Source organism: Pseudomonas sp. SMN5 (assembly GCF_052041925.1).
Taxonomy (GTDB): domain Bacteria; phylum Pseudomonadota; class Gammaproteobacteria; order Pseudomonadales; family Pseudomonadaceae; genus Aquipseudomonas.
Map to the genome: position 1 here is coordinate 166,144 of NZ_JBKGGX010000003.1, position 23,858 is coordinate 190,001.

At 63.1% G+C, this 23,858-nt stretch carries 19 protein-coding genes; 12 read left to right on the plus strand and 7 right to left on the minus strand.

Going from position 1 to position 23,858, the window contains the following annotated elements; all coding sequences use genetic code 11:
• The first annotated feature begins 2 nt into the window (after positions 1-2).
• The gene (gene parC, locus ACLEJR_RS04115) at positions 3-2,267 is read left to right on the plus strand and encodes a DNA topoisomerase IV subunit A (RefSeq protein ID WP_440812308.1); all 2,265 of its coding nucleotides are present in this window, start codon (positions 3-5) and stop codon (positions 2,265-2,267) included.
• A gap of 179 nt (positions 2,268-2,446) precedes the next feature.
• The gene (locus ACLEJR_RS04120) at positions 2,447-3,157 is read left to right on the plus strand and encodes a PqiC family protein (protein WP_440812310.1); all 711 of its coding nucleotides are present in this window, start codon (positions 2,447-2,449) and stop codon (positions 3,155-3,157) included.
• Between the two features lie 235 nt (positions 3,158-3,392).
• Here the strand turns inward: ACLEJR_RS04120 and ACLEJR_RS04125 are convergent, their stop codons facing one another.
• Complete coding sequence (locus tag ACLEJR_RS04125; protein ID WP_440796479.1) at positions 3,393-4,910, minus strand: AhpA/YtjB family protein; 1,518 nt, start codon at positions 4,908-4,910, stop codon at positions 3,393-3,395.
• A gap of 133 nt (positions 4,911-5,043) precedes the next feature.
• Here ACLEJR_RS04125 and serB point away from each other — a divergent pair, with 133 nt between their 5' ends.
• Positions 5,044-6,258, plus strand: coding sequence for a phosphoserine phosphatase SerB (gene serB, locus ACLEJR_RS04130; protein WP_440796480.1), 1,215 nt, complete (start codon positions 5,044-5,046; stop codon positions 6,256-6,258).
• Between the two features lie 173 nt (positions 6,259-6,431).
• On the opposite strand, the gene ACLEJR_RS04135 is transcribed toward serB, so the two are convergent.
• The 4 genes from ACLEJR_RS04135 to ACLEJR_RS04150 form a co-directional block, all read right to left on the minus strand.
• Positions 6,432-8,186, minus strand: coding sequence for a molecular chaperone (locus ACLEJR_RS04135; protein ID WP_440796481.1), 1,755 nt, complete (start codon positions 8,184-8,186; stop codon positions 6,432-6,434).
• Between the two features lie 207 nt (positions 8,187-8,393).
• Positions 8,394-9,254 carry an archaetidylserine decarboxylase gene (gene asd / locus ACLEJR_RS04140; protein ID WP_440796482.1) on the minus strand — a complete coding sequence of 287 codons (861 nt, stop codon included), beginning with the start codon at positions 9,252-9,254 and terminating at the stop codon, positions 8,394-8,396.
• Positions 9,255-9,273: 19 nt separating this feature from the next.
• Positions 9,274-10,089 carry a rhodanese-like domain-containing protein gene (locus ACLEJR_RS04145; protein ID WP_440812313.1) on the minus strand — a complete coding sequence of 272 codons (816 nt, stop codon included), beginning with the start codon at positions 10,087-10,089 and terminating at the stop codon, positions 9,274-9,276.
• A gap of 42 nt (positions 10,090-10,131) precedes the next feature.
• Complete coding sequence (locus tag ACLEJR_RS04150; protein WP_440812316.1) at positions 10,132-11,670, minus strand: HDOD domain-containing protein; 1,539 nt, start codon at positions 11,668-11,670, stop codon at positions 10,132-10,134.
• Positions 11,671-11,835: 165 nt separating this feature from the next.
• On the opposite strand from ACLEJR_RS04150, the gene motA reads away from it, so the two are divergent.
• A complete protein-coding gene (motA, locus tag ACLEJR_RS04155; protein WP_440796485.1) occupies positions 11,836-12,687 on the plus strand; it encodes a flagellar motor stator protein MotA in 852 nt (283 codons plus the stop codon).
• 3 nt (positions 12,688-12,690) lie between these two features.
• On the plus strand, positions 12,691-13,725 hold the full coding sequence (gene motB, locus ACLEJR_RS04160) for a flagellar motor protein MotB (protein ID WP_440812319.1): 1,035 nt from the start codon (positions 12,691-12,693) through the stop codon (positions 13,723-13,725).
• A gap of 158 nt (positions 13,726-13,883) precedes the next feature.
• Here the strand turns inward: motB and rsgA are convergent, their stop codons facing one another.
• Positions 13,884-14,915, minus strand: coding sequence for a small ribosomal subunit biogenesis GTPase RsgA (rsgA, locus tag ACLEJR_RS04165; RefSeq protein WP_440796487.1), 1,032 nt, complete (start codon positions 14,913-14,915; stop codon positions 13,884-13,886).
• Between the two features lie 109 nt (positions 14,916-15,024).
• On the opposite strand from rsgA, the gene orn reads away from it, so the two are divergent.
• Both orn and ACLEJR_RS04175 read left to right on the plus strand, forming a co-directional pair.
• Positions 15,025-15,567 carry an oligoribonuclease gene (gene orn / locus ACLEJR_RS04170; protein WP_440796488.1) on the plus strand — a complete coding sequence of 181 codons (543 nt, stop codon included), beginning with the start codon at positions 15,025-15,027 and terminating at the stop codon, positions 15,565-15,567.
• A gap of 276 nt (positions 15,568-15,843) precedes the next feature.
• Positions 15,844-16,458, plus strand: coding sequence for a trimeric intracellular cation channel family protein (locus ACLEJR_RS04175; RefSeq protein WP_245143859.1), 615 nt, complete (start codon positions 15,844-15,846; stop codon positions 16,456-16,458).
• Here the strand turns inward: ACLEJR_RS04175 and queG are convergent.
• Positions 16,440-17,519 (minus strand): tRNA epoxyqueuosine(34) reductase QueG, encoded by a 1,080-nt coding sequence (gene queG, locus ACLEJR_RS04180; RefSeq protein WP_440796489.1) that lies wholly within the window; start codon positions 17,517-17,519, stop codon positions 16,440-16,442. The genes ACLEJR_RS04175 and queG overlap by 19 nt on opposite strands.
• Before the next feature lie 63 nt (positions 17,520-17,582).
• Between queG and ACLEJR_RS04185 the strand changes: the two genes are divergently transcribed.
• The 5 genes from ACLEJR_RS04185 to miaA are packed head-to-tail and all read left to right on the plus strand — an operon-like array spanning position 17,583 to position 23,852.
• Complete coding sequence (locus ACLEJR_RS04185; protein WP_440812322.1) at positions 17,583-19,082, plus strand: NAD(P)H-hydrate dehydratase; 1,500 nt, start codon at positions 17,583-17,585, stop codon at positions 19,080-19,082.
• Positions 19,070-19,537: a tRNA (adenosine(37)-N6)-threonylcarbamoyltransferase complex ATPase subunit type 1 TsaE gene (gene tsaE / locus ACLEJR_RS04190; RefSeq protein ID WP_440796491.1), complete on the plus strand. Its 468-nt coding sequence runs from the start codon at positions 19,070-19,072 to the stop codon at positions 19,535-19,537. Before ACLEJR_RS04185 ends, tsaE begins: the two co-directional genes overlap by 13 nt.
• Positions 19,538-19,540: 3 nt before the next feature.
• Complete coding sequence (locus ACLEJR_RS04195; protein WP_440796492.1) at positions 19,541-20,971, plus strand: N-acetylmuramoyl-L-alanine amidase; 1,431 nt, start codon at positions 19,541-19,543, stop codon at positions 20,969-20,971.
• Positions 20,968-22,881, plus strand: a complete 1,914-nt coding sequence (gene mutL / locus ACLEJR_RS04200; protein ID WP_440812325.1) for a DNA mismatch repair endonuclease MutL — start codon at positions 20,968-20,970, stop codon at positions 22,879-22,881. Before ACLEJR_RS04195 ends, mutL begins: the two co-directional genes overlap by 4 nt.
• A complete protein-coding gene (gene miaA / locus ACLEJR_RS04205) occupies positions 22,881-23,852 on the plus strand; it encodes a tRNA (adenosine(37)-N6)-dimethylallyltransferase MiaA (RefSeq protein ID WP_440812328.1) in 972 nt (323 codons plus the stop codon). Before mutL ends, miaA begins: the two co-directional genes overlap by 1 nt.
• The last annotated feature ends 6 nt before the right edge of the window (positions 23,853-23,858 follow it).

Below are 23,858 nucleotides of genomic sequence, written 5' to 3' on the forward strand. Positions count from 1 at the left end.
GCATGAGCGACATTCTTGCAGACAGCTTAGATGGCGTAGAGCGCCGATCGCTGGCTGACTTCACCGAAAATGCCTACCTCAACTACTCCATGTACGTGATCATGGACCGCGCCTTGCCGCACATCGGCGACGGCTTGAAGCCGGTCCAGCGACGGATCGTGTACGCCATGAGCGAACTGGGGCTGGACGCCGACTCCAAACACAAGAAGTCGGCGCGTACCGTCGGTGACGTGCTCGGCAAGTTCCACCCCCACGGCGACTCGGCCTGCTACGAAGCCATGGTGCTAATGGCGCAACCGTTCAGCTATCGCTACACGTTGGTAGACGGACAGGGCAACTGGGGTGCGCCGGACGATCCCAAGTCCTTCGCGGCCATGCGTTACACCGAGGCGCGGCTGTCGCGTTACTCCGAAGTGTTGCTCAGCGAACTGGGCCAGGGCACCGCGGACTGGGGGCCGAACTTCGACGGTACTCTCGACGAACCCCTGGTGTTGCCGGCGCGTTTGCCGAATATCCTGCTCAACGGCACCACTGGCATCGCCGTGGGCATGGCCACCGACGTGCCGCCCCACAACCTGCGGGAAGTGGCGACCGCCTGCGTGCGCCTGCTGGATGAGCCAAAGGCCACGGTGGAGCAGCTCTGCGAGCACATCCAGGGCCCGGATTATCCGACCGAAGCGGAAATCATCACACCGCGCGCCGAGCTGCTGAAAATCTATGAGAACGGTCGCGGTTCGGTGCGCATGCGCGCGGTGTACCACGTCGAGGACGGCGACATCATTGTCACGGCGCTGCCGCACCAGGTGTCCGGCGCCAAGGTTCTGGAACAGATTGCCGCGATGATGCAGGCAAAACCGTCGAAAGCCCCGCAAGTGGCGGACTTGCGCGACGAGTCCGACCATGAAAACCCATGCCGTATCGTGATCATTCCGGTCAACAGCCGGGTCGACCATGAAGCCTTGATGCAGCACCTGTTCGCCAGCACTGATCTGGAGTCCAGCTACCGGGTCAACATCAACATCATTGGCCTGGACGGCAAGCCACAGCTGAAAAACCTGCGGGCACTGCTGGTGGAATGGCTGGAGTTCCGGGTCAAGACCGTACGCCGGCGTCTGCAATTCCGCCTGGACAAGGTCGAGCGCCGCCTGCACCTGTTGGACGGCTTGCTGATCGCCTACCTGAACCTGGACGAGGTGATCCACATCATCCGTACCGAGGATCACCCCAAGGCCAAGCTGATCGAGCGGTTTGCCCTGAGTGAGATCCAGGCCGACTACATCCTCGATACCCGCTTGCGCCAGTTGGCGCGGCTGGAAGAGATGAAGTTGCGGGCGGAACAGGATGAATTGCTCAAGGAGCAGGCCAAGTTGCTCGCCCTGCTGGGCAGTGAAGCCAAGCTCAAGAAGCTGGTGCGCACCGAGTTGCTCAAGGATGCCGAAACCTACGGCGACGACCGTCGCTCGCCGATCGTCGAGCGCGCCGAAGCCAAGGCCTTGAGTGAACACGACCTGCTGCCGAATGAGAAAGTGACCGTTGTACTGTCGGAAAAAGGCTGGGTGCGCTCCGCCAAGGGGCACGATATTGACGCGGCCGGGCTTTCCTACAAGGCCGGGGACAGTTTCAAGGCATTGGCGCCGGGGCGCTCGAACCAGTTTGCGGTGTTCATTGACTCAACGGGGCGCAGCTATTCGGTGGCGGCCCATACTCTGCCGTCGGCTCGCGGCCAGGGTGAGCCGCTGACCGGTCGATTAACGCCGCCGCCGGGTGCAACTTTTGAATGCGTGCTGATGCCTGATGATGACGGGCTGTACGTTATTGCGTCGGACGCAGGTTACGGCTTCGTGGTCAAGGGTGAGGATCTGCAAGCCAAGAACAAGGCGGGCAAGGCATTGTTGAGCCTGCCGAACAACGCCAAGGTGATTGCGCCGCGCCCGGTTCACGACCGCGAGAACAACTGGCTGGCTTCGGTGACGACCGAGGGCAGGCTGCTGGTGTTCAAAATCAGCGACCTGCCGCAACTGGGCAAAGGCAAGGGTAACAAGATCATCGGTATTTCCGGCGAACGGGTGGCGAGCCGTGAGGAATTTGTCACGGATATTGCAGTATTACCGGAAGGCGCCACGCTTGTTCTACAGGCTGGAAAGCGGACGCTGTCGTTGAAAGCAGACGATCTTGAGCATTACAAAGGTGAACGCGGTCGGCGGGGCAACAAGCTTCCGAGGGGTTTTCAGCGGGTCGATGCGCTGCTCGTCGAAAACCTGAATTAAGCGTCCTAGAGGGTTCGGTCTGTAATTAAATGGTGCAGACCGACGCTTTCGCGCTGGAGTCGGGACGCATATTCACGGATGATAGGCCCTTTAAAGCGCTGGCGTGGCCGAGCGTTCTTTTTTATGACCAAGTATTTTTTCACTGTGGTATGCCTTGTGGCCGCCACTTGGACGGGATGATGACTGCTCTGCGCCTTCCTATTTTGTGGCTCGCCGGCCTGCTTGGCCTGGCGGGTTGCGCCGTCAACCAGCCGGTGTCGCTGTACCAACTCGACAGCGGCAACCCGGCCCAGCCTGCGCAAAGCACAGGCATGGCGGTCTTGCTGGGGCCGGTGTTGATTGCCGATTACCTGCAACGCGAAACCTTGTTGCAACGCCAACCGGACGGCAGTTTGCAGGCTGCTACGGATGGCCGTTGGGCCGGTAGCCTATCCTCGGACATCGATCAGCTGCTGTTGCGTCAGGTCGCCGGACATCTGGACAGCCAGCGTGTCGTCCTGGCGCCAGCTACCCAGGGCTTCACGCCGGACGTCCAGGTACTGCTGTCGATTACCCGCCTGGATTCGGGCAAATCCCAGCCGGCGGTGCTCGACGCCCAATGGCGCTTGATCGACCGTCGCGGCAAGGTGCGGGAGAACCGCATCGTGCATTTGCAAGAGCAACATGCCGGCACCACCGCCGCGCAGGTCCAGGCCCAGGGTATGTTGGTGCAGCGCCTGGCCGAGCAGCTCTCCACGGCGCTCAAGCCTCTGGCCAACCAGCCGCCGATCGTCGAAGCCCCGACCCGCAAATCCGCGCCGGCCCAGGCCAAGCCTGCCGAACAGGAAAAGTCGCCGAAAATCCCGATGGCCTTGCCGATTCGTACGGATATGGAAGTGTTCAGGTTCTGATGGTTGGACAGGATGAAAAGCAAAGCTCGCGTTGATGCGGGCTTTGTTGTTTCTAGCGAGTGGATTTTGCGGTGTTTGCGCTGGCCTTATCGCGAGCAGGCTCGCTCCCACAAGGTTTCAGCGAGCCATCGCCCCCTGTGGGAGCGAGCCTGCTCGCGATTGACGGTGGCACAGACAACAAAAAGCCCGCAGACAATCACTCATCTGCGGGCTTCGTCGTATCAGCTACTGAACTTCAGGCCTGGCGCTCATGCATCCGCGCCAACTGCCGCTCCAGCATCGATGGATACGGCTCCATCAAGCGCTCCACGCAGCAGGCGCCTTCGGGGCTGGCGATAGGGCGGATGCGGGCGCGCTGGCGGATCAGTGCGTCGTCGTTGATCTTGCGCTCCACCAGCAGCAGGTTGCGGCTGTGTTGCGACAGGGCCAGAGCGTCCTGGGCGGTTTCGGTCAGCAGCAGGTCGATCTGGCTCAGGCCGAACAACCCGTCGCCCAAGGTCAGGCCCAATTGCAGTTGCAGGGTGATGCCGCTGTCGGCGACTTCGATCTGCAACTGGTGCCCCAGGGCGCGCAGCAGCTCACCGCAGCAGATGGCGTTGGTCAGGTAGTCATCGCCGCTGTCCTCGGTGTGGAACAGCATCAGCGTGCTGCCATCATTGAGGGTGTGCAGTTCGCCCTGATAAAGCGATGCGGCCTGGTCAAGGCAGTCGCGATAGCGCTCCAGCAGCTCCTTCAGGCGCGCCTGGGGCAGGCGGCGCAATTGATCCTGAGCACCCAGTTGCACCGCCAGCACGGCGCTGTGCTGGGGTTGGTTCGAGACCGAGGGGCGGGCAAGCGGTTTCGGCTCGCCGGCCACCGACTCGTCACGCAGGTCGGCGAAGGCGTCGTCGTCTTCATCATCCTCGGCGGTCCGCACCACGTGCCGCGGGGCGGGCCTGGCAGCTGGCATCGGCGGGCTTTCATCGAAGCCCGGATCACGCAGGTTGCGCACCTCAAAGCCTGGCTCGGCGTCGTCCTCGTCAACGAAGTCGAGTTCTTCCGGTTCCGGCACAGGCGCAGGTTCCGGCGCGAAACTGGCGTGCAGTTGCCGGGCCAGGTCGCCGATTTCGTCCTGGCGCTGGGTGGCCGGGGTGTGTTCGTCAATGTCCCGCAGCCACACGCGCAGTTGCAGCAATGGCGTGGAGATGTGCCGGCCCAGGCGCAGGCTCAAGGCCAGAGCGAGTGCCAGAAGAATCGCGCTGAGGATGCCCATGCTTTGCAGGCTGATGGTCATCGGTTGCTGGAACTGGTCCATGTCCAGGCTGATGCGCAGTTGCCCGGCGGTCACGTCCTGGAAGGTGATCTTGCTCTGGTACATGCCCCCGGACTCGCCCAGCAAGCCCGGCTTGGGACGCTGGCCGGCCTCGGCGAGGATGCGGTTGTCGACGCTGTAGATGGCGGCGTGGGCCACCAGCTTGTTCTTGGTCAGGTTATTGAGCAGCACGTTGAGGCTGAGGATGTCGTTGGACACCAGCAGCTCGGTGGCGGACGTGGCGGTCTGGGTGGTCAGGCTTTCACCCAGGGCATCGGCCTGCTCGTGCATGGCCTGCTTGAACTGCAGCCCCATCACGCAGGCATAGATGACCAGGGCCAGGGCGACCAGGATCACGTTATGGCTGGCGATGCGCAATGCGATCGGTACGCGCCGGTGGCGCAGTGCACGAAAGATCAGCAGGAAGAAATTATCGGTTTTGACTGGCGTGGGCCGGTTCACTGAGCTCGGCTCTTTGTCCGTGAAATTGACGCGCAGTATAGCGACAGCCCCATGACCGGCAAAGCACTGGCGGTGCCCGATGGTCACTGAATGTGGGTAGAATGCGCTTTTTTTCCACCTGCGGGGGTGCGCCTTGCGCGAAATCGTCCTGATAAACATCACTGGCAGCGACCGTCCTGGCCTGACTGCGGCCATTACCGGCGTCCTGGCCCAAGGTGGTGTGACTATTCTCGACATCGGTCAGGCGGTGATCCATGACACGCTGTCGTTCGGCATCCTGGTTGAGATCCCGGACGCCGAGCAGAGCAAATCGGTGCTCAAGGACATCCTGTTCACCGCCTACAAACTTGACCAGCAGGTGCGTTTCACCCCGGTTTCCGAGGCCGATTATCAGCATTGGGTGGACGGGCAGGGCAAGCAGCGCCACATCGTGACCCTCCTGACCCGCAAGGTAACCGCCGAGCAGTTGCAGCGCGTCAGCTCGATCACCGCTCAATACGGGCTGAACATCGACCATATCGACCGTCTCTCCGGGCGCATGCCCCTGGATACCCCGGCCGACAAGGGCAAGGGCTGCATCGAGTTTTCCGTGCGCGGCGAACCGGCCGATCCCCAGGCATTGCGCGCCGAATTCCTCAGCGTGGCCCAGGAACTGAACGTCGATATCGCCTTCCAGGAGGACTCGCTGTTCCGGCGTAACCGCCGCCTGGCGGTCTTCGACATGGATTCGACGCTGATCGAAGCCGAAGTCATCGATGAACTGGCGAAAGCGGCCGGGGTGGGTGACAAGGTCTCGGCCATTACCGAACGGGCGATGGCCGGCGAGCTGGATTTCCGCGCCAGCTTCAAGGAGCGCCTGGCGCTGCTGCAAGGCCTGGACGTCAGTGTGCTGGATTCCATCGGTGCCTCCCTGCGCCTGACCGAAGGCGCCGAAACGCTGTTCGCCGAACTCAAGCGCCTGGGCTACAAGACAGCGATCCTGTCCGGTGGCTTCACCTACTTCGCCAAGCAACTGCAAGCCAAACTCGGCATCGACTACGTGTTCGCCAACGAACTGGAAGTGGTGGACGGCAAGGTCACTGGCGTGGCCGTCGAGCCGATCGTCGATGCCCAGCGCAAGGCTGACCTATTGCGGGAGCTGGCTGAAAAGGAAGGCCTGCGACTGGAGCAGACCATCGCCGTGGGCGATGGCGCCAACGACTTGCCGATGCTGGCCATCGCCGGCCTGGGCGTGGCGTTCCGTGCCAAGCCGCTGGTCAAGCAGTCGGCCAGGCAGGCGATTTCCACCCTGGGGCTGGATGGGGTGCTGTACCTGCTGGGCCTGCGGGATCGGGACGGGCAGCTCTGAGCCAATACGCCGATCCGAGTGAGCGCTTTTGTGGCGAGGGAGTTTGCTCCCGCTGGCCTGCGCAGCAGGCCCGATGTGGTCAACCTGACACACGGGATGTCAGGTTTTCAGGGCCGCTTCGCGCCCTTGCGGGAGCAAGCTCCCCTCGCCACAGAGGATTGCGTGTTGGTTGTCTAGAGCGACTTCCACAGCGAATCGAAATCCCCCTCAGCTTCGGTTCCATCCCCGGCGGTGACCGAGTCCTCCTGGTGATAGGAAAACTGGTTGAAGCTGTGGGTGCTGGTCAGCCGTCGGTCCAGACCGGCCCGGCGTTCCTGGCCGTTGGTATTGATCAGGATCCGCTGGCCCTCCTGGAACGGCAGGCGCGGGGCGATCATGGTGGGGGGCAGGTCGATAGCGCTGATCTCCGGCAATAGCAGCCCGCGCAAGTATTGACCTTGCTCTTGCTTGTCCCGCACCAGTTGCAGTCCGCAGGGTTGTGCGTGGGGGGCGACCAGCTCAATGCCCATCTGCATGGTGCCGTTGCGCACCTGGCGGATCCACCGCACCACGGCCACGCTCCAGGCTTGGTCACTGGCATCGCGGATACCGATCACTTCTCCGGCTTGCAGCTGTTCCGGCACTTCCTTCGGCCAGGCAAGGCAGTAGCCGCCGGGGCTGTGGTTGACGATCGGCAGGTCGTAGGTCGGGAAGTGATGCTGTTTGTCGGAGTTGCTGCCGTCGTCATCGGCCGGGTTGACCGGGTACTCGATTTCTTCGTAGGGCAGCATGTCGCCATCGCCGCTGGGGGCGGCATCGAAGGCCTTCTTCCAGGTGTCGCTGCTTTTGGTCGGTGATGCCTCGAAGCGCGCCTTGCCAGTGGCAGGAGTCTTCAGGATATCGCTGAACGAGCGTTCGCCGCCGAGGAAGTAATGCAACGCGCTCATGCCCACGCACAGCGTCAACGTGCCACTGCCCTCGGTGCGCTGGAAGCTGCGCTCGGCAGCCTCGCCCCAGGCCGCTTGCAGATGGCGCAAGGTGTCGGCGCTCATGCCGCCAGGCACGGGCAGGTCAGAAGGTTTATCCAGGTGAGCTGCAATCGCGCTGACCAGGCGCTGTGGATCAAAACCCTGCAAGGTCGGCTGTTGTTCGGCCCTGAATTTGGAGCGATAGCGTGGTCCGACGTCCAGCTCCGGCGCGACGGCGAACAGACCGGTGGCGGTTGCGGCGGGGTCCAGTTTGACGTAGTGACTCCAGGGTTCCAGCACTTCGGCCAGCCGTGCGATCTGGCTCTGGCGCAGTTGATTGCTGCGTGACGCCCCCAGCAGCAAAGCGACGACGTAGGTCTGTTCGGCGTTCAACTGATGGACCTGGCTCGCCAGTTCATCGCTCACGCTCAGGTGCTGCAAGCGGTGCAGGCAGGCGATCCGGTACAGCTGGTGCAAATCCAGCCATAAGCCTTCAGGTACGGGGCTGTAGATCTGGCTGGCCCGCACCAGCAGGCTGTCGAGGGCATGCAAGGCCCGTTGCAGTGCGGTGCTCAGCAGGCGCGCCCGGTCCTTGGTGTATTTCGCCGCGATGCGCGCCGCGATCTGCTTGTAACCCATCGCCAGGTGGGTTTGCAGGGCCTGGCAGAGGTTGACGATCTTGCGCGAGCGGTCGTCCAGCACGACGGCCTGTTGGAGGAAGTGCCGCTCCAGATGCCTACAGACGTAATACACCTCGGGCCGCAGCAGCTCGAGCAATTGCAGGCGATTGTCGCTGGGGGTGAGAAACTGGTTGAGTTCGCCAAGGGCCTGGTACAACAGACGAGCCGTTTCGCCGATGTTGGCCTTGGGCAGGTTGGCGATCCAGCGTTTGAGGTCACGCGGCGTGCCATCGCAGAAGGACAGGCGTGACTGCGTCGGGGTCGAGACGCGCAACAACTGGAGAGGGCTGGTCTCATTCATGCCGTGGACGGACTCCGGCCAGAAAAATGAAAAGGATCTTCTCAACTCTAGCAGCTGTGGCTGAAAAGAAGTGCCCTATCTATTTCTGGACGGCTATAGCCACTGTGGGAGCGAGCTTGCTCGCGATGACGGTTTGTCTGCCAACATGTTTGTCGACTGACGCGCCGCTATCGCGAGCAAGCTCGCTCCCACAGGGTGTTCAGTGCCTTAAATGGTTGGAAGCGCCAACCCCTGGCCCATCCGCACCGGCGAGCCGGCCACCAGTTCCTCGGCCCATTTCACCTGACCCGGCCCGAACAGCACGATGGCGGTAGAACCCAGCTTGAAGCGCCCGAGTTCGGCGCCTTTTTCCAGGTGGATCGGTGCACGGGCGGCTTCGTCGTAGCGGAAGGTTTTCAGCTCACGCTTGGGTGGCGTGACCAGCCCGGCCCAGACGGTTTCGATGGACGCCACGATCATTGCGCCCACCAGCACTACGGCCATCGGCCCACGCTCGGTGTCGAAGATGCAGGCTACGCGTTCATTACGGGCGAACAGCTCCGGAACGTTTTCCGCGGTGGTCTGGTTGACCGAGAAGATCCGGCCAGGGATGTAGACCATTTCCCGCAGGGTGCCGGCCAGCGGCATGTGGACACGGTGGTAGTCCTTGGGCGACAAGTAGATGGTGGCGAAATCGCCACCCATGAACGGTGCGGCGTTGGCCGTGTCACCGCCCAGCAGTTCCAGCACGCTGAAGCTGTGGCCCTTGGCCTGGAATACCCGGCCATGCTCGATTGGGCCGAGTTGGCTGACCGCACCATCGGCAGGGCTGAGGATCGCGCCCGGGGTCTGATCCAGCGGGCGGGCGCCGTCTTTCAAAGCGCGGGTGAAGAAGGCATTGAAGTGCTCGTAGGCAGTCAGGTCTTCCACCAGGGCCTGGGACATGTCCACTTGATAGCGCTTGGCGAACCACGCAGTGAACGCATTCTTGAACCAGCGCACGCGGCATTCGGCGATGCAGCCGGCCAGCCGCGACAGCAAGTGGTGAGGCAGCAGGTACTGAGAGAGGATGAACAAACGGTTTTTCATTAACTGTCCTTAAGCACTTTCAAAGCTCGATGGGGGTGTCGGGGTGGTTGCCCCATTCGCCCCAGGAACCGGCATAGCCTTTGACCCGCGGATAACCGAGCGCCTTGGCCACCAGATAGGTGAAGCCAGAGCGGTGGTGGGTCTGGCAGTGGGTGATGATTTCTTTGTCCGGCGTGATGCCCAATTGTTCGAGTATCTGCGGCATGTCCCGGCGAATGCGCAGGTTGCGCGCCTGATCCATGCCGGCGGTCCATTCGAAGTTGATGGCGCCGGGGATATGTCCGCCCCTGGCAGCGACGACTTTTTCGCCGGAAAACTCCAGCGGGCCGCGAGCGTCCCAGATCGCCAGGTCGGCAGCGCCGAGGCGGCTTTGCAGGTACTCGCGTGTTGCGGTGGGGGCTTCATGCAGGGTCAGGCTCACCGGGCCTGCGACGGGCGCCGGGACTTCGATCGAAACCGGCAGGCCTTCGTCCAGCCAAGACAGCAGGCCGCCGTCGAGGTAGTGGTAACGGGTGTGGCCAATCACGTCCAGCAGCCAGATGAAGCGCCCGGCCCAACCGCCGCCTTCGTCGTCATAGACCACGTAGACTGCCTCGGGGTTGTGCCCGAGTTCGCCGAACAGGGCCTCGAGATCGGCTTTGGCCGGCAACAGGCCCGGCGCCGGCGGCTGGCCCAGTTGCGTGCGCTTGGGGTCGACGAACCGTGCGCCAGGGATATGTCCGGTGCTGTAGCGGGCGGCGCTGGTCAGGTCCACCAGGATCAGCTCGCGGGCGTCGAGGCGCGCAAGCAGCTCGCTCGGTTCGATCACCAGCGGCAAGCCAGAGAAGTCAGGCATGTGAGGTCTCCAGGGGCGCAAAGGGAAAGGATTGTAGCAAGTTCAGCGACCGCGGTTGGTAAAGGTGTGCAGGGCCCGTTCGATGCACTGCACGGTTTTACCAAAGGCCTGCAAGGTCACGTCCGAGAACGGTCCGCCGCCCTGGTCCGCCACCACCAGCATGATCACTCGCCCGTTGCAGGTCAGCGAACGCAGGATCAGATGCTCGCCCTTGAATTGGCTGCGCAGGCCCGGCGGCAACAGCGCAGAAAACTGCGCGTTGTTGTCCGGGTTCAGACGGACCTGAGCCTGCTGGGCCAGCAACCGCTGCAAGACCTTGCTTTGGCTGATGGAAAAACTCATGGCCGCGGCTTCGGCAGGCAGGCCGGCGGTCTGGTGTACGCGCACGCTGGTCTGGCTGCGATCGGCCATCAGGATCATCACCCGGCGCATGCCGCAGGCCACCAAAACATCCCGTGCCGAGGTGGTCAGGTGCATGGCATTGCGGAAGGGGCTTGGCTCCACCAGCAGCGCCGAGCATTGCTTGCGCCACTGACCCAGGCTTTCGGCGCTGGGCGCAGCGGCCGGCAACAAACCGGGGTGGACGCGGCGCTGCCCCCATGGCCAGATCAGCGCCACAGCCGGGTGCCAGAGGTCCGGCATGGCGTGCTGCCGGGCACTGACGGCGGCTTGCTGATGCAGTTGCTGCTGCAACTCATCCATCGGCATCTGCAGATACAGGCTGGTGAGGTACTGCCAGCGCGAACTGTGGGGGCAATCCCAGGCCTGGTGGGCTGAAAGGGCCAGACCGTTTGCCAGTAACACGGTGTTGGCCGGCTGATTGAGCCAGCGTCGCAAGGTCGGGTCGTCGTCCAGGCGATTCTGCTGGCGCAACGGGTGCTCACTGTCGCGGGCGATCCGCAGCACTTTCACCAGTTCGCGACGCTCGGTGAGCATCAGGCGATAGCCCTGTGCCACCCAGATCGGCAGGCGCCAGGTCTCCACCAGCGCCAGGCAAATGTGCAACAGGCCGACACCGAACAGTTCACGCTCTACTTTGGCGGCGGATTGGCCTTTATGGACCACCCGCAATTCCCATTCCCCCAACAGGCGAGGGTGCGTCAGGGCCAGGGCCCAGAGCGGCGACAGAAACAGCAGGCTGCCCCAGTGGATGTCTTGCCACAGCCGGGCCAGGCGGCTGGCAAAAAAACCGTTGGCCTGTTGCGTGGCATGCTGGCTGATCAATTGCATCTGGCGCAGGGCATTCGGGATTTGCTGCTCCGGCAATGAGGGCAGGCGCGCAAGCAATTCTTCGGTGCGCTTGAGGCCGAGGCGGTTGATCGCTACTTCAAGGTTTTCCGCAGGTTCGGCGAGGCTGCCATGGGTGTGCTGGTTGGCTTCACGGATCACGCTCAGGGCCAGGGCGGGGCTGTCCTGCATCAGCTCGGCGATGTCGCGCAGGGAACGGCGGCTGTCGCCAAGCGCCTTGCGGACCAGGTCGTGGCTGGCCTGGGGAACCGGTAGATGCACGCCCTCAAGCAATTGTACCCAGCCTTGCAGCGTGGTTGGTCGTGGCGTTGGAACCTTGGTTTCGTGAGTCATGGCTGGACGCGCTCATCCCCGAAGTATCGACGCCCGGAACGGGGCAAATTGGCTTTTCGCCAGAACTGGCTATAGTCTGGCGCAGTTTTGCCGATAAGTAGAAGAAGAGATTTTTCAGCTTCCGAATATGACCTTGAACCCGACTTAAGTAAGTACTTTCTATCTATGGCTAAAATTATCGGCATCATTGTCGTGTTCGCGAGCGTGCTCGGCGGATACGTGCTCTCCCATGGCAAGATTGCCGCCCTGATCCAACCTTTCGAGGTGATGATCATTGGTGGCGCGGCTTTTGGCGCCTTCCTGCAGGCCAACCCTGGCTATATGACCATGCATGTGATCAAGAAATCCTTGACCATGTTCGGTTCGCGCTTCACCCATACCTTCTATCTCGAGGTGCTGGGCCTGGTGTACGAGATCCTCAACAAAAGCCGCCGCGAAGGCATGATGGCGATCGAGGGCGATATCGAAGACGCGGCCGCCAGCCCGATCTTCGCCAAATATCCAGCCGTGCTCAAGGACGCCCGCATGACGGCGTTCGTATGTGACTACCTGCGAATCATGTCGTCGGGCAACATGGCTCCCCACGAGCTCGAAGGCCTGTTCGACATGGAACTGTACAACCTCAAGGAGGACCTGGAGCACCCATCCCACGCCGTTACCGGTATCGCGGACGGCATGCCCGGTTTTGGTATCGTCGCGGCGGTACTGGGTATCGTGGTGACCATGGCGTCCCTGGGCGACGGCGACCAGGCGTCCATCGGCTTGCACGTAGGCGCGGCGCTGGTTGGTACCTTCTTCGGTATTCTGGCGGCGTATGGCTTCTTCGGCCCCCTGGCCACTTCCCTGGCCCATGATGCCAAGGAAGAATTGAACGTCTATGAGGCCATCAAGGCCTCTCTGGTGGCTTCGGCCTCGGGTATGCCGCCATCGCTGGCGGTGGAATTCGGTCGCAAGGTCCTGTACCCGGCGCATCGTCCAAGCTTCGCCGAGCTGGAACAAGCGGTCCGCGGTCGCTAAGTCATGGAAAATAACCAGCCGATCATCATCAAGCGGGTCAAGCGCATAGCCGCTGGACACCACGGGGGCGCCTGGAAAATCGCCTTCGCCGACTTCGCGACGGCGATGATGGCGTTTTTCCTGGTGCTGTGGCTGCTGTCCACGGCCACCCCGGAGCAGAAAATCGCCATCGCCGGTTACTTCAAGGATCCGATCGGGTTCTCCGAAAGCGGCACACCGTACATCATCGACCTGGGTGGCTCGCCGACCCTGGCGCCGGACAACACCCTCAACCCGGAGGTCAAGTCCCAGCCCCAGCCCGACAAAGTGACGGTGGATACCGAGCAGGTTGAAGGCATGGCCGAGCAGATCGAGCGCGAGCGTCTGGAACTGCTCTTGCAGGAATTGCAGAACAAGGTCGAAGAGAACCCGCAACTGCAGAAATTCAAGGATCAGATCCTGTTCGAAATTACGCCGAACGGCTTGCGCATCCAGATCATGGACGCCGAGAACCGGCCGATGTTCGATTCCGGCAGCGCTCGCCTGAAGCCGTATTTCGAGGACATCCTGCTGGCCATGGCCGACACCATCAAGGCGGTGCCGAACAAGATCAGTATCAGCGGTCATACCGATGCCAAGCCTTATGTCGGCAAGGGTGACTACGGTAACTGGGAGTTGTCCGCCAACCGCGCCAACGCGGCACGTCGGGCCCTGGTGGCCGGCAGTTATCCGGACGAGCAGGTGGCACGGGTGGTCGGTTATGCCTCCTCGGCGCTGTTCGATCGCAAGGATCCGTTCAATCCCGTCAACCGGCGTATCGACATCGTGGTACTGACCAAGAAGGCCCAGCAGGCCATCGAAGGTTCGCAAACCGATGACCCGGCGCCAGACCCGGCCCAGGGCACTCCTGGCGCGGCACCGGCGGCCAATCCTGGCGCTGCGGCGGATCCGAACGCGCTGCCGGCGGACCAGCAACCCGTGCCGGCCCATGAACTGCGCGAGCGGCTGAATCTGTTCGACGCCCCTGCGACGAAACCGGCGGAACCGCCAGCGCAGTAAGGCCCAATAAAAAGCCGCGATTATTCGCGGCTTTTTATTGGGTGCTGCTTCTGTGGCGAGGGAGCTTGCTCCCGCTGGGTTGCGTAGCAGCCCCTTGAGTGAGCGCTGCGCGCTCCAGCTGGAGCAAGCTCCCTCGCCACGAAAACTCCCGTTTCAGGTCAATAGGTGCTTTGCGGCAAGCTGGCGATGATCGAGCGGTAGCTGTTCATCCGTTGCTGCTGCACGCGTCCGTCTTCCAGGGCCTTGAGCAGGGCGCAGCCGGGTTCGCGGTCGTGCTTGCAGTCGCGGAAGCGGCAGGTGCCGATCAGGTCGTTGAACTCGATGAACCCGGCTTCGACATCCGCCCGGCTGACGTGGCCCAGACCGAATTCGCGGATGCCCGGGGAGTCGATCAACTCACCGCCGCGGGGGAAGTGGAACAAGCGGGCGGTAGTGGTGGTGTGAGTGCCCTGGCCGGAAAGCTCGGACAGCGGCCCGACGCGGGTCTCGACGTCTGGCAGCAGACTGTTGACCAGCGACGACTTGCCGACGCCGGACTGGCCGACGAATACGCTGATGCGCCCGTCCAGCTGCTGTTGCAGTTGCTCCATGCCGTTCCCATGGTGGGCCGAGACTTCCAGCACCGGGTAACCCAGCTGCCGATAGACCGACAACAGGGCGTTGAGCGCAGGCGCGTTGTGTTCGTCGATCAGGTCGAATTTGTTGAGTAGCAGCAGCGGGCGGATGCCGGCGTGTTCGGCAGCCACCAGATAGCGGTCGATCAGGTTGGCATGGGGCTCGGGGAGCGGCGCGAACACAATCACGATCATGTCGACGTTGGCGGCCACCGGCTTGAGCTGGCCGCGGCTGTCCGGGCGGCACAGCTCGGTGTGGCGCGGCAATTGCGCCACGATCACACCGATACCCTGGTTGCCGGGCCGCCAGACAACCTGGTCGCCGGTGACCAGCGCCGGCAGGTTGGCGCGCAGGTGGCAGCGGAATACCTGGCCGGCCAGTTCGCCTTCGCGGGCCTCGACCTCGACCTGCACGCCGAAGTGAGCGATCACCAGGCCCGTCTGCTCAGGGCCCAGGTCGCCACCTTCCAGGGCTTCGACGGCACTGGACTCGCGTTTGGCGGCACGGGCGGCGCGCTCGCCCTGAATCTTTTCGATGCGCCAGTTTTGACGACGATTGAGTTGGCGTTTGGCCATGGGTGTTCCGTATGAAGAATGCAGCGAATAGAGTAAAACGACCGCGAGTTTAGCACGCCGAGGGGCCTGCCTAGGCTAAACTGCGCAGCTACTCCGAGGAGCCTTTTATATGCAAAACCCGCAGAACCTGATCTGGATAGACCTGGAAATGACCGGTCTGAACCCGGATACCGACGTCATCATCGAAATGGCCACCATCGTCACCGACAGTGACCTCAACACTCTGGCCGAAGGCCCGGTGATCGCGATCCATCACAGCGATGAGGTCCTGGCCGGCATGGATGAATGGAACACCCGCCAGCACGGCGGTTCGGGCCTGACCCAGCGGGTACGCGAAAGCAAGATCAGCATGGCCGAGGCCGAGGCCCAGACCATTGCGTTCCTGGAACAGTGGGTGCCCAAGGGCAAATCGCCGATCTGCGGCAACAGCATCTGCCAGGACCGTCGCTTCCTGTATACCCACATGAAAACCCTGGAAAGCTACTTCCACTACCGCAATCTGGACGTCTCCACCCTCAAGGAACTGGCCGCACGCTGGGCGCCCGAGGTGCGTGACAGCTTCAAGAAGGGCGGCAGCCACCTGGCGCTGGACGACATTCGCGAGTCCATCGCCGAGTTGCAGCATTACCGCAAGCACTTCATCAAGTTCTGACCGGCACCCCAACGACCGGCGAGATTGCCTTTGTGGCGAGGGAGCTTGCTCCCGCTGGCCTGCGAAGCGGGCCCCAGCAGTGCTTCAGGTAGACCGCATTGCCCGGTCTGCGACTGCTGCACCCGAGGCGTCGGACCGGACGAGCGGGAGCAAGCTCCCTCGCCACAGGGATCGGGTTGGACTGTGGGCCGTGTGTTTAGGCAGGGGGCATTGCCTTGCCCTCTTTTGGTGCCCGCCCTAAGTGGCTAGACTGCGCGCCTTCCCGCTAGGACCGCCATCATGCTGTTGATGCTCTATCTGATCGCTATCACCGCCGAAGCCATGACTGGCGCGCTGTCCGCCGGGCGGCGCGGCATGGACTGGTTCGGCGTGGTGCTGATCGCCTGCGTCACGGCGCTGGGTGGGGGTTCGGTGCGCGATGTATTGCTCGGACATTACCCGCTGACCTGGGTCAAGCACCCGGAGTACCTGGTATTGACCACGGCGGCGGCGATGCTGACGGTGTTCCTGGCGCGCTGGATGCGTCATCTGCGCTCGCTGTTTCTGGTGCTCGATGCCGTGGGCCTTGTGGCGTTTACCCTGATCGGCTGCATGACTGCCCTGGAAATGGGCCATGGCATGCTGGTGGCGTCGGTCAGCGGTGTGATCACCGGGGTGTTTGGCGGGATCCTGCGCGACATTTTCTGCAACGATATTCCATTGATTTTCCGTCGCGAACTGTACGCCAGCGTCTCTTTTGCCGCTGCTTGGTGTTATCTGCTGTGCGTCTATCTTCAGTTGCCCAGCGAACAGGCGATCCTCATTACCCTGTTCGGTGGCTTCCTGCTGCGGCTGCTGGCGATCCGCTTTCACTGGGAAATGCCGAAGTTTGTCTATAACGACGAGGTCTGACGCTCGGCGTGCTGACGTAGCGCCCATTCCACGTGTTCACGCACCAGTTCCGAGGGGTGGTCGCGCCGCGCCTGGAGCGCCTGGATCACCGGGATGGTTGACGGCGCATTGCCCAACCCCACCGCCAGGTTCCGCAGCCAGCGCTCGTAACCGGCGCGACGCAGCGGCGAACCTTCGGTGCTGCTGAGAAATTTCTCCTCGTCCCACAGAAACAGCTCGGCCAGCCCGGCGTTGTCCAGATTGTGCCGCGGCTTGAAATCGCTCTCTCCGGAGGGGCGGGCGAAGCGGTTCCACGGGCAGACGATCTGGCAGTCATCGCAACCGAATACCCGGTTGCCGATCAGCGGTCGCAACTCCTCGGGGATGGCGTTCTTCAGTTCGATGGTCAGGTAGGAAATGCAGCGGCGGGCATCCAGTACGTAGGGACCGACGAAGGCGTTCGTAGGACAGATGTCCAGGCAGGCGGTGCATTTTCCGCAATGCTCGCTGGCTTGGGGTGGATCCGTCGGCAGCGGCAGGTCGACGAACAGCTCGCTCAGGAAGAAATAGCTGCCGGCCTTGCGGTTCAGCACCAGGGTGTTTTTGCCGATCCAGCCCAACCCGGCCTGTTCGGCGATGGCCTTCTCCAGCACCGGTGCGCTGTCGACGAAGGCGCGATAACCGAAAGGGCCGATGACTGCCTGGATTTTTTCTGCCAGTTGTTGCACGCGTTTACGGATCAATTTGTGGTAATCGCGGCCCAACGCATAGCGCGAGACGTAGGCTTTTTCCGGTTGGCCGAGCATTTGCGCCATGTGCGTGTCGCCCGGCAGGTAGTCCATGCGCAGGGACACCACCCGTAGCGTGCCCGGCACCAGCTCCTCGGGGTGCGAACGCTTGCTGCCATGGGCGCCCATGTAGTCCATCTCGCCGTGGTAGCCGGCCTCCAGCCAGCGTTGCAGATGTTGCTCATGCTCGGCCAGGTCCAGGCCACTGATGCCGACCTGCTGGAAGCCCAGCTCTCGGCCCCAGTCCTTGATGGATTGGGCGAGGGCGGGGAGGTCTGTGGGAATGGCAGGCATGAGGCGAGAGAAACCGGAGCTGAGATGCGTATAATTCTGCCAGACATCGGAGCCCGAAGACGCATGCCGCACACTAAAGATGATTTTCCCGACGCGCTGTACAGCGCCGCGCAGGTCCGGGCCCTCGATGCGCAGCTGATCGCGGCGGGTACGGCCGGCTTTGAATTGATGCAACGCGCCGCCCGCGCCGCTTGGCGGGCAATCGTTCGGCGCTGGCCGGATGCCGACGAGCTGACGGTGCTGGCCGGGCATGGCAATAACGCTGGCGACGGTTACCTGGTGGCGACCCTGGCTCGGCGTGCTGGCTGGTCGGTGCGGGTGCTGACGGTGGGTGAGCCGCGGCGATTGCAGGGCGATGCGGCCAATGCCCATGCCGAGGCGGTCGCGGTGGGCGTGCCGGTGGAGCCGTGGACGGATGAGTCGCCCATGCGCGGCGTGTTGCTGGACGCCTTGCTCGGCACCGGCTTGAGCGGCGAGGTCCGCGAACCGTATATCCGCGCCATCGACACGATCAATGTCAGCGGCCTGCCGGTCGCGGCGGTGGATATCCCTTCGGGTTTATGCGCCGATACCGGTCGGGTGCTCGGCACGGCGGTCTCGGCTGACCTGACGGTGACCTTCATCGGCCTGAAACTGGGGCTGTTCACCGGCGAGGCGGCGGATCGGGTCGGCGAGTTGGTCTTCAACGACCTGCACGCCGATCCTGACCTGATCGAAGCGGCGCCGGCCTGTGCTCGATTGCTCTTGCCGCGCAATCTGCCGCGTCTGGCGCCGCGTCCTGCCACGTCCCACAAAGGCAAGTTCGGCCATGTGTTGTTGATCGGTGGTGACCGGGGCTTCGGCGGCGCGATCCAGATGAGTGCCGAAAGCGCCCTGCGTTGTGGTGCCGGGATGATTTCCATGGCGACCCGCAGCGAGCACGTACCGGCCGCCCTGACCCGGTTACCGGAAGTGATGGTACAGGGCACCCACTCGGCGAATCAGTTGATGGGGTTGCTGCAGCAGGCCAGCGTTCTGGTGGTCGGGCCGGGGCTGGGCCAGGCAGCCTGGGGGCGCAGTCTGTTGTCGGCGGCAGCCGATGCGCCACTGCCTCAGGTATGGGACGCCGATGCGCTGAACCTGCTCGGCAGCGGTGCGGTCAGTCTGCCTGAGCGATGTGTCATCACCCCGCACCCGGGCGAGGCGGCGCGGCTGCTGGAAATATCCACGGCCCAGGTGCAGGCCGATCGCCCGGCGGCGGCCCATGCCTTGAGCCAGAAATACGCCGCCACGGTGATTCTCAAGGGCGCCGGCAGCCTGATTGCCAGCCCGGATGGTCGCCTGGCGGTTTGCAGCCAGGGCCATCCGGCCATGGCCACCGCTGGTCTTGGCGATGTGCTGGCCGGTGTGGTCGGCGCTTTGCTGGCTCAAGGCATGGAACATTTCGAGGCCGCGTGCCTGGCGGTCTGGTTGCACGCCAACGCCGGCACCCAGGTCGGACGGGCAGGCCGGGGGCTGGCGGCTACCGATCTGATCCCGGCCATTCGTCAGTTGTTGGAGGAGCATTCACCTTGTCTGAAGTAACCCTGTATGTGGCGGATGAACACGCCATGACGGAACTCGGCGCCCGCATCGCGCGCACCACCGCAGGCCATGGCCTGATTTTCCTGGAAGGCGACCTCGGCGCGGGGAAGACCACCCTGTCCCGGGGCATCATTCGTGGTCTCGGACACGTCGGTTCAGTCAAGAGCCCGACCTTTACCCTGGTCGAGCCCTACGAGATCGGCGACATTCGCGCCTTCCACTTCGACCTGTACCGACTGGTGGACCCCGAAGAGCTGGAATTTCTCGGTATCCGCGATTATTTCGAAGATGACGCGCTGTGCCTGATCGAATGGCCCCAGAAGGGTGCAGGCTTTTTGCCAAAGCCGGACCTGACCATTACCATTGGCGCGCATAACGGCGGGCGTTCGCTGAAACTGACGCCGCAAGGCTCGCGTGGCGAGTCGTGGTGTGCCGCTTTGGCATTGGAAAACTAATTGATGATGGGGTTTGGTATGCGCTTTCGCGCGGTGGTTGCTGTCGTAGGACTGTTGCTTACGGCACTGGCCGTCGATGCTGTGGCTGAGACGAAGGTCAGCAGCGTTCGCCTCTGGCGGGCGCCGGACAACACACGCCTGGTGTTCGACCTGACGGGCCCGGTGCAACACAGCGTATTCACCCTGACCGCCCCGGATCGCCTGGTGATCGACATCAATGGTGCCTCCCTCGGCGCGCCGTTGAACGTGGCGACCGCCAACACGCCGATCACCGCGATGCGCTCGGCCCAACGCACGCCGACCGACCTGCGGGTGGTCATCGACCTGAAAAAGGCCGTGACCCCGAAAAGCTTCACCCTGGCCCCGAACGCCCAGTATGGCAACCGGCTGGTGGTGGATCTGTTCGACAACCCGGCCGATGCCGCGCCGCCACCTCCACCGCCGACCAATGTCGCCACGGTGCCGGCGGTACCGGTCACACCGGCCGAACCTGCGATCAAGCTGCCACCGGCCCCGGCCGGCAAGCGTGACATCATCGTGGTGATCGACGCCGGTCACGGTGGCGAAGACCCGGGCGCCTCGGGCTCGCGTGGGCAGCGTGAAAAAGACGTGGTGCTGTCCATCGCCCGTGAGCTGCAACGTCAGGTCAACGGCATGAAGGGCTTCCGCGCCGAGCTGACCCGTACCGGCGACTACTTCATTCCGTTGCGCGGCCGTACGGAAATCGCTCGCAAGAAAGGCGCCGACCTGTTCGTTTCCATTCACGCCGACGCCGCGCCTTCGGCGGCGGCGTTCGGTGCTTCGGTGTTTGCCCTGTCCGACCGTGGCGCCACCTCCGAGACCGCCCGTTGGCTGGCCGACAGCGAAAACCGTTCCGACCTGATCGGTGGGGCCGGCAACGTCAGCCTCGACGACAAGGACCGGATGCTCGCCGGTGTGTTGCTCGACCTGTCGATGACCGCCTCGCTGACCTCCAGCCTCAACGTCGGCCAGAAAGTCCTGAGCAACATCGGTCGCGTCACGCCGTTGCACAAGCAGCGCGTCGAGCAGGCCGGGTTCATGGTGCTGAAGTCGCCGGACATCCCATCGATCCTGGTGGAAACCGGCTTCATCTCCAACGCCAACGAGGCGTCCAAGTTGTCGTCCGCCAATCACCAGCAGGCATTGGCGCGCTCCATCAGCAGCGGCGTGCGGCAGTTCTTCCAGCAAAACCCTCCGCCCGGCACCTACATTGCCTGGTTGCGTGATTCCGGCAAGATCGCCCAAGGCCCGCGGGACCATCGCGTCAGCCCGGGCGAAACCCTGGCGATGATTGCCGTGCGTTACCAGGTGTCGCCTGCCACCTTGCGCAGCGCCAACAATCTCAAGAGCGACGAGCTCAAGATCGGCCAGACCCTGACGATTCCGGGCAACGAAGTGGCGTCCAAAGAATGAGCGATGAAGTGATCGGCAGCAGTGCCCGCATCGAGCTGCTCAGCCCCCGGCTGGCGAACCAGATCGCCGCTGGCGAGGTGGTGGAGCGTCCGGCGTCGGTCATCAAGGAACTGTTGGAAAACAGCCTCGATTCCGGGGCCAGGCGCATCGATGTGGACGTCGAGCAGGGTGGCGTCAAGCTGTTGCGGGTGCGTGATGACGGTGGCGGGATTTCCGCCGATGACTTGCCGCTGGCCCTGGCGCGCCACGCCACTAGCAAGATCCGCGACCTGGAAGACCTCGAGCGGGTCATGAGCCTGGGGTTCCGGGGCGAGGCGCTGGCGTCCATCAGTTCGGTGTCACGCCTGACCCTGACGTCCCGTACCCGTGACGCCGAGCAAGCCTGGCAGGTCGAGACCGAAGGCCGGGACATGGCCTCTCGCGTCCAGCCGGCGGCCCATCCGGTGGGCACCTCGGTGGAAGTGCGCGATCTGTTTTTCAATACCCCGGCCCGGCGCAAGTTTCTCAAGGCCGAGAAAACCGAATTCGATCACCTGCAAGAAGTCATCAAGCGCCTGGCCCTGGCGCGTTTTGACGTGGCGTTCCATTTGCGCCACAACGGCAAGACCATCCTCAGCCTGCACGAGGCCCGTGACGATGCGGCCCGTGCCCGGCGCGTGGGCGCGGTGTGCGGCGCGGGATTCCTTGAGCAGGCCTTGCCTATCGAGGTGGAGCGCAATGGTCTGCATCTGTGGGGTTGGGTCGGTCTGCCGACGTTCTCCCGCAGCCAGGCGGACTTGCAGTATTTCTACGTGAACGGCCGCGCCGTACGCGACAAGCTGGTGGCCCACGCGGTGCGCCAGGCTTATCGCGATGTGCTGTTCAATGGTCGGCATCCGACCTTTGTGTTGTTTTTCGAAGTCGACCCTTCCGTGGTCGACGTCAACGTGCACCCGACCAAGCACGAAGTACGGTTCCGCGACGGGCGCATGGTCCACGATTTCCTCTACGGCACTTTGCACCGGGCCTTGGGCGATGTACGGCCGGAAGATCAACTGGCGGCGCCGGCTGCGGTGGCCGGCATGGTCCGGCCGACCGGGCTGGAAGCCGGCGAGTTCGGGCCCCAGGGCGAAATGCGCCTGGCATCCAATACGTTGTTGGAGCAGCCCCAGGCCCAGCCGAGCTACAGCACGCCAGGCAGTGGTGCGGGCAGCGGCTATCAGTACCCATACACCCCGCGTCCGCAAGCGAACGTGCCGGTCGCCGAGGCACAGGCGGCCTATCGCGAATTCTTCAAACCGTTGCCGGAAAGCGCAGCGCCTGCGTTGCCCGACGGGCAGGGCGACATCCCGCCGTTGGGTTACGCCCTGGCGCAACTCAAAGGCATCTACATCCTTTCGGAAAACGCCCAGGGCCTGGTGCTGGTGGACATGCATGCCGCTCACGAGCGGATCATGTACGAGCGCTTGAAAATCGCCATGGCCAGTGAAGGCCTGAGCGGCCAGCCGCTGCTGGTACCCGAATCCCTGGCGGTGAGTCAGCGCGAGGCCGATTGCGCCGAAGAGCACGTGAGCTGGTTCCAGCGGCTGGGCTTCGAGCTGCAACGCCTGGGTCCGGAAACCCTGGCGATCCGCCAGATCCCGGCATTGTTGAAACAGGCCGAGGCCAATCGCTTGGTCAGCGACGTGCTGGCGGACCTGATGGAATACGGCACCAGCGACCGGATCCAGGCGCACCTGAACGAACTGCTCGGCACCATGGCCTGCCACGGCGCGATCCGCGCCAACCGGCGCCTGGCCCTGCCGGAAATGAACGGCCTGCTGCGGGACATGGAAAACACCGAGCGCAGTGGTCAATGCAACCATGGCCGGCCGACCTGGACCCAATTGGGCCTGGACGACCTGGACAAACTGTTCTTGCGCGGTCGTTGATGAGCCAGCTGCCTCCGGCGATATTCCTGATGGGCCCGACTGCCGCGGGCAAGACCGACCTGGCCATCGAACTGACCAAAGTCCTGCCCTGCGAGCTGATCAGCGTCGACTCGGCCCTGGTTTACCGGGGCATGGACATCGGCACCGCCAAGCCATCAAAAGCCCTGCTGGCTGAATTTCCCCACCGCCTGATCGACATTCTCGACCCGGCCGAGGCCTATTCGGCGGCGGATTTTCGTCGCGACGCGCTCCAGGCGATGGCCGAGATCACCGCGCGGGGCAAGATCCCGCTGTTGGTGGGCGGCACCATGCTGTACTACAAGGCCTTGGTCGATGGGCTGGCGGACATGCCGGCGGCCGATCCTCAGGTGCGCGCGCAGATCGAGGAAGAAGCCGGGCGTCTTGGCTGGCAGGCGTTGCACGAGCAATTGGCGCTGATCGACCCGGAATCGGCGGGGCGGATTCACCCCAACGACCCGCAGCGGCTAAGCCGGGCCCTGGAGGTTTATCGGGTCAGCGGCCAGAGCATGACAGCCCTGCGCCAGCGACAATCTGCGCAAAGTACTGAAGCAGCCGCTTCGGGACTGCAACAATTGCCCTATACTGTCGCGAATCTGGCCATCGCTCCGGCGAACCGGCAAGTGCTGCACCGGCGAATTGAACAAAGATTCACATTAATGTTGGAACAGGGATTCATCGACGAGGTCGTAGCCCTGCGTGAGAGAAGTGACCTGCATGCCGGGTTGCCGTCTATACGTGCGGTGGGTTATCGACAAGTCTGGGATTACCTGGACGGCAAGCTGACGTCAGCCGAGATGCAGGAGCGGGGGATCATTGCCACGCGCCAATTGGCGAAACGCCAGTTCACCTGGCTGCGCAGCTGGGCTGACTTGCATTGGCTGGACAGTCTCGATTGCGACAATCTGCCACGCGCCTTGAAATACCTGGGGACCATCTCCATATTGAGCTGAGTCCTT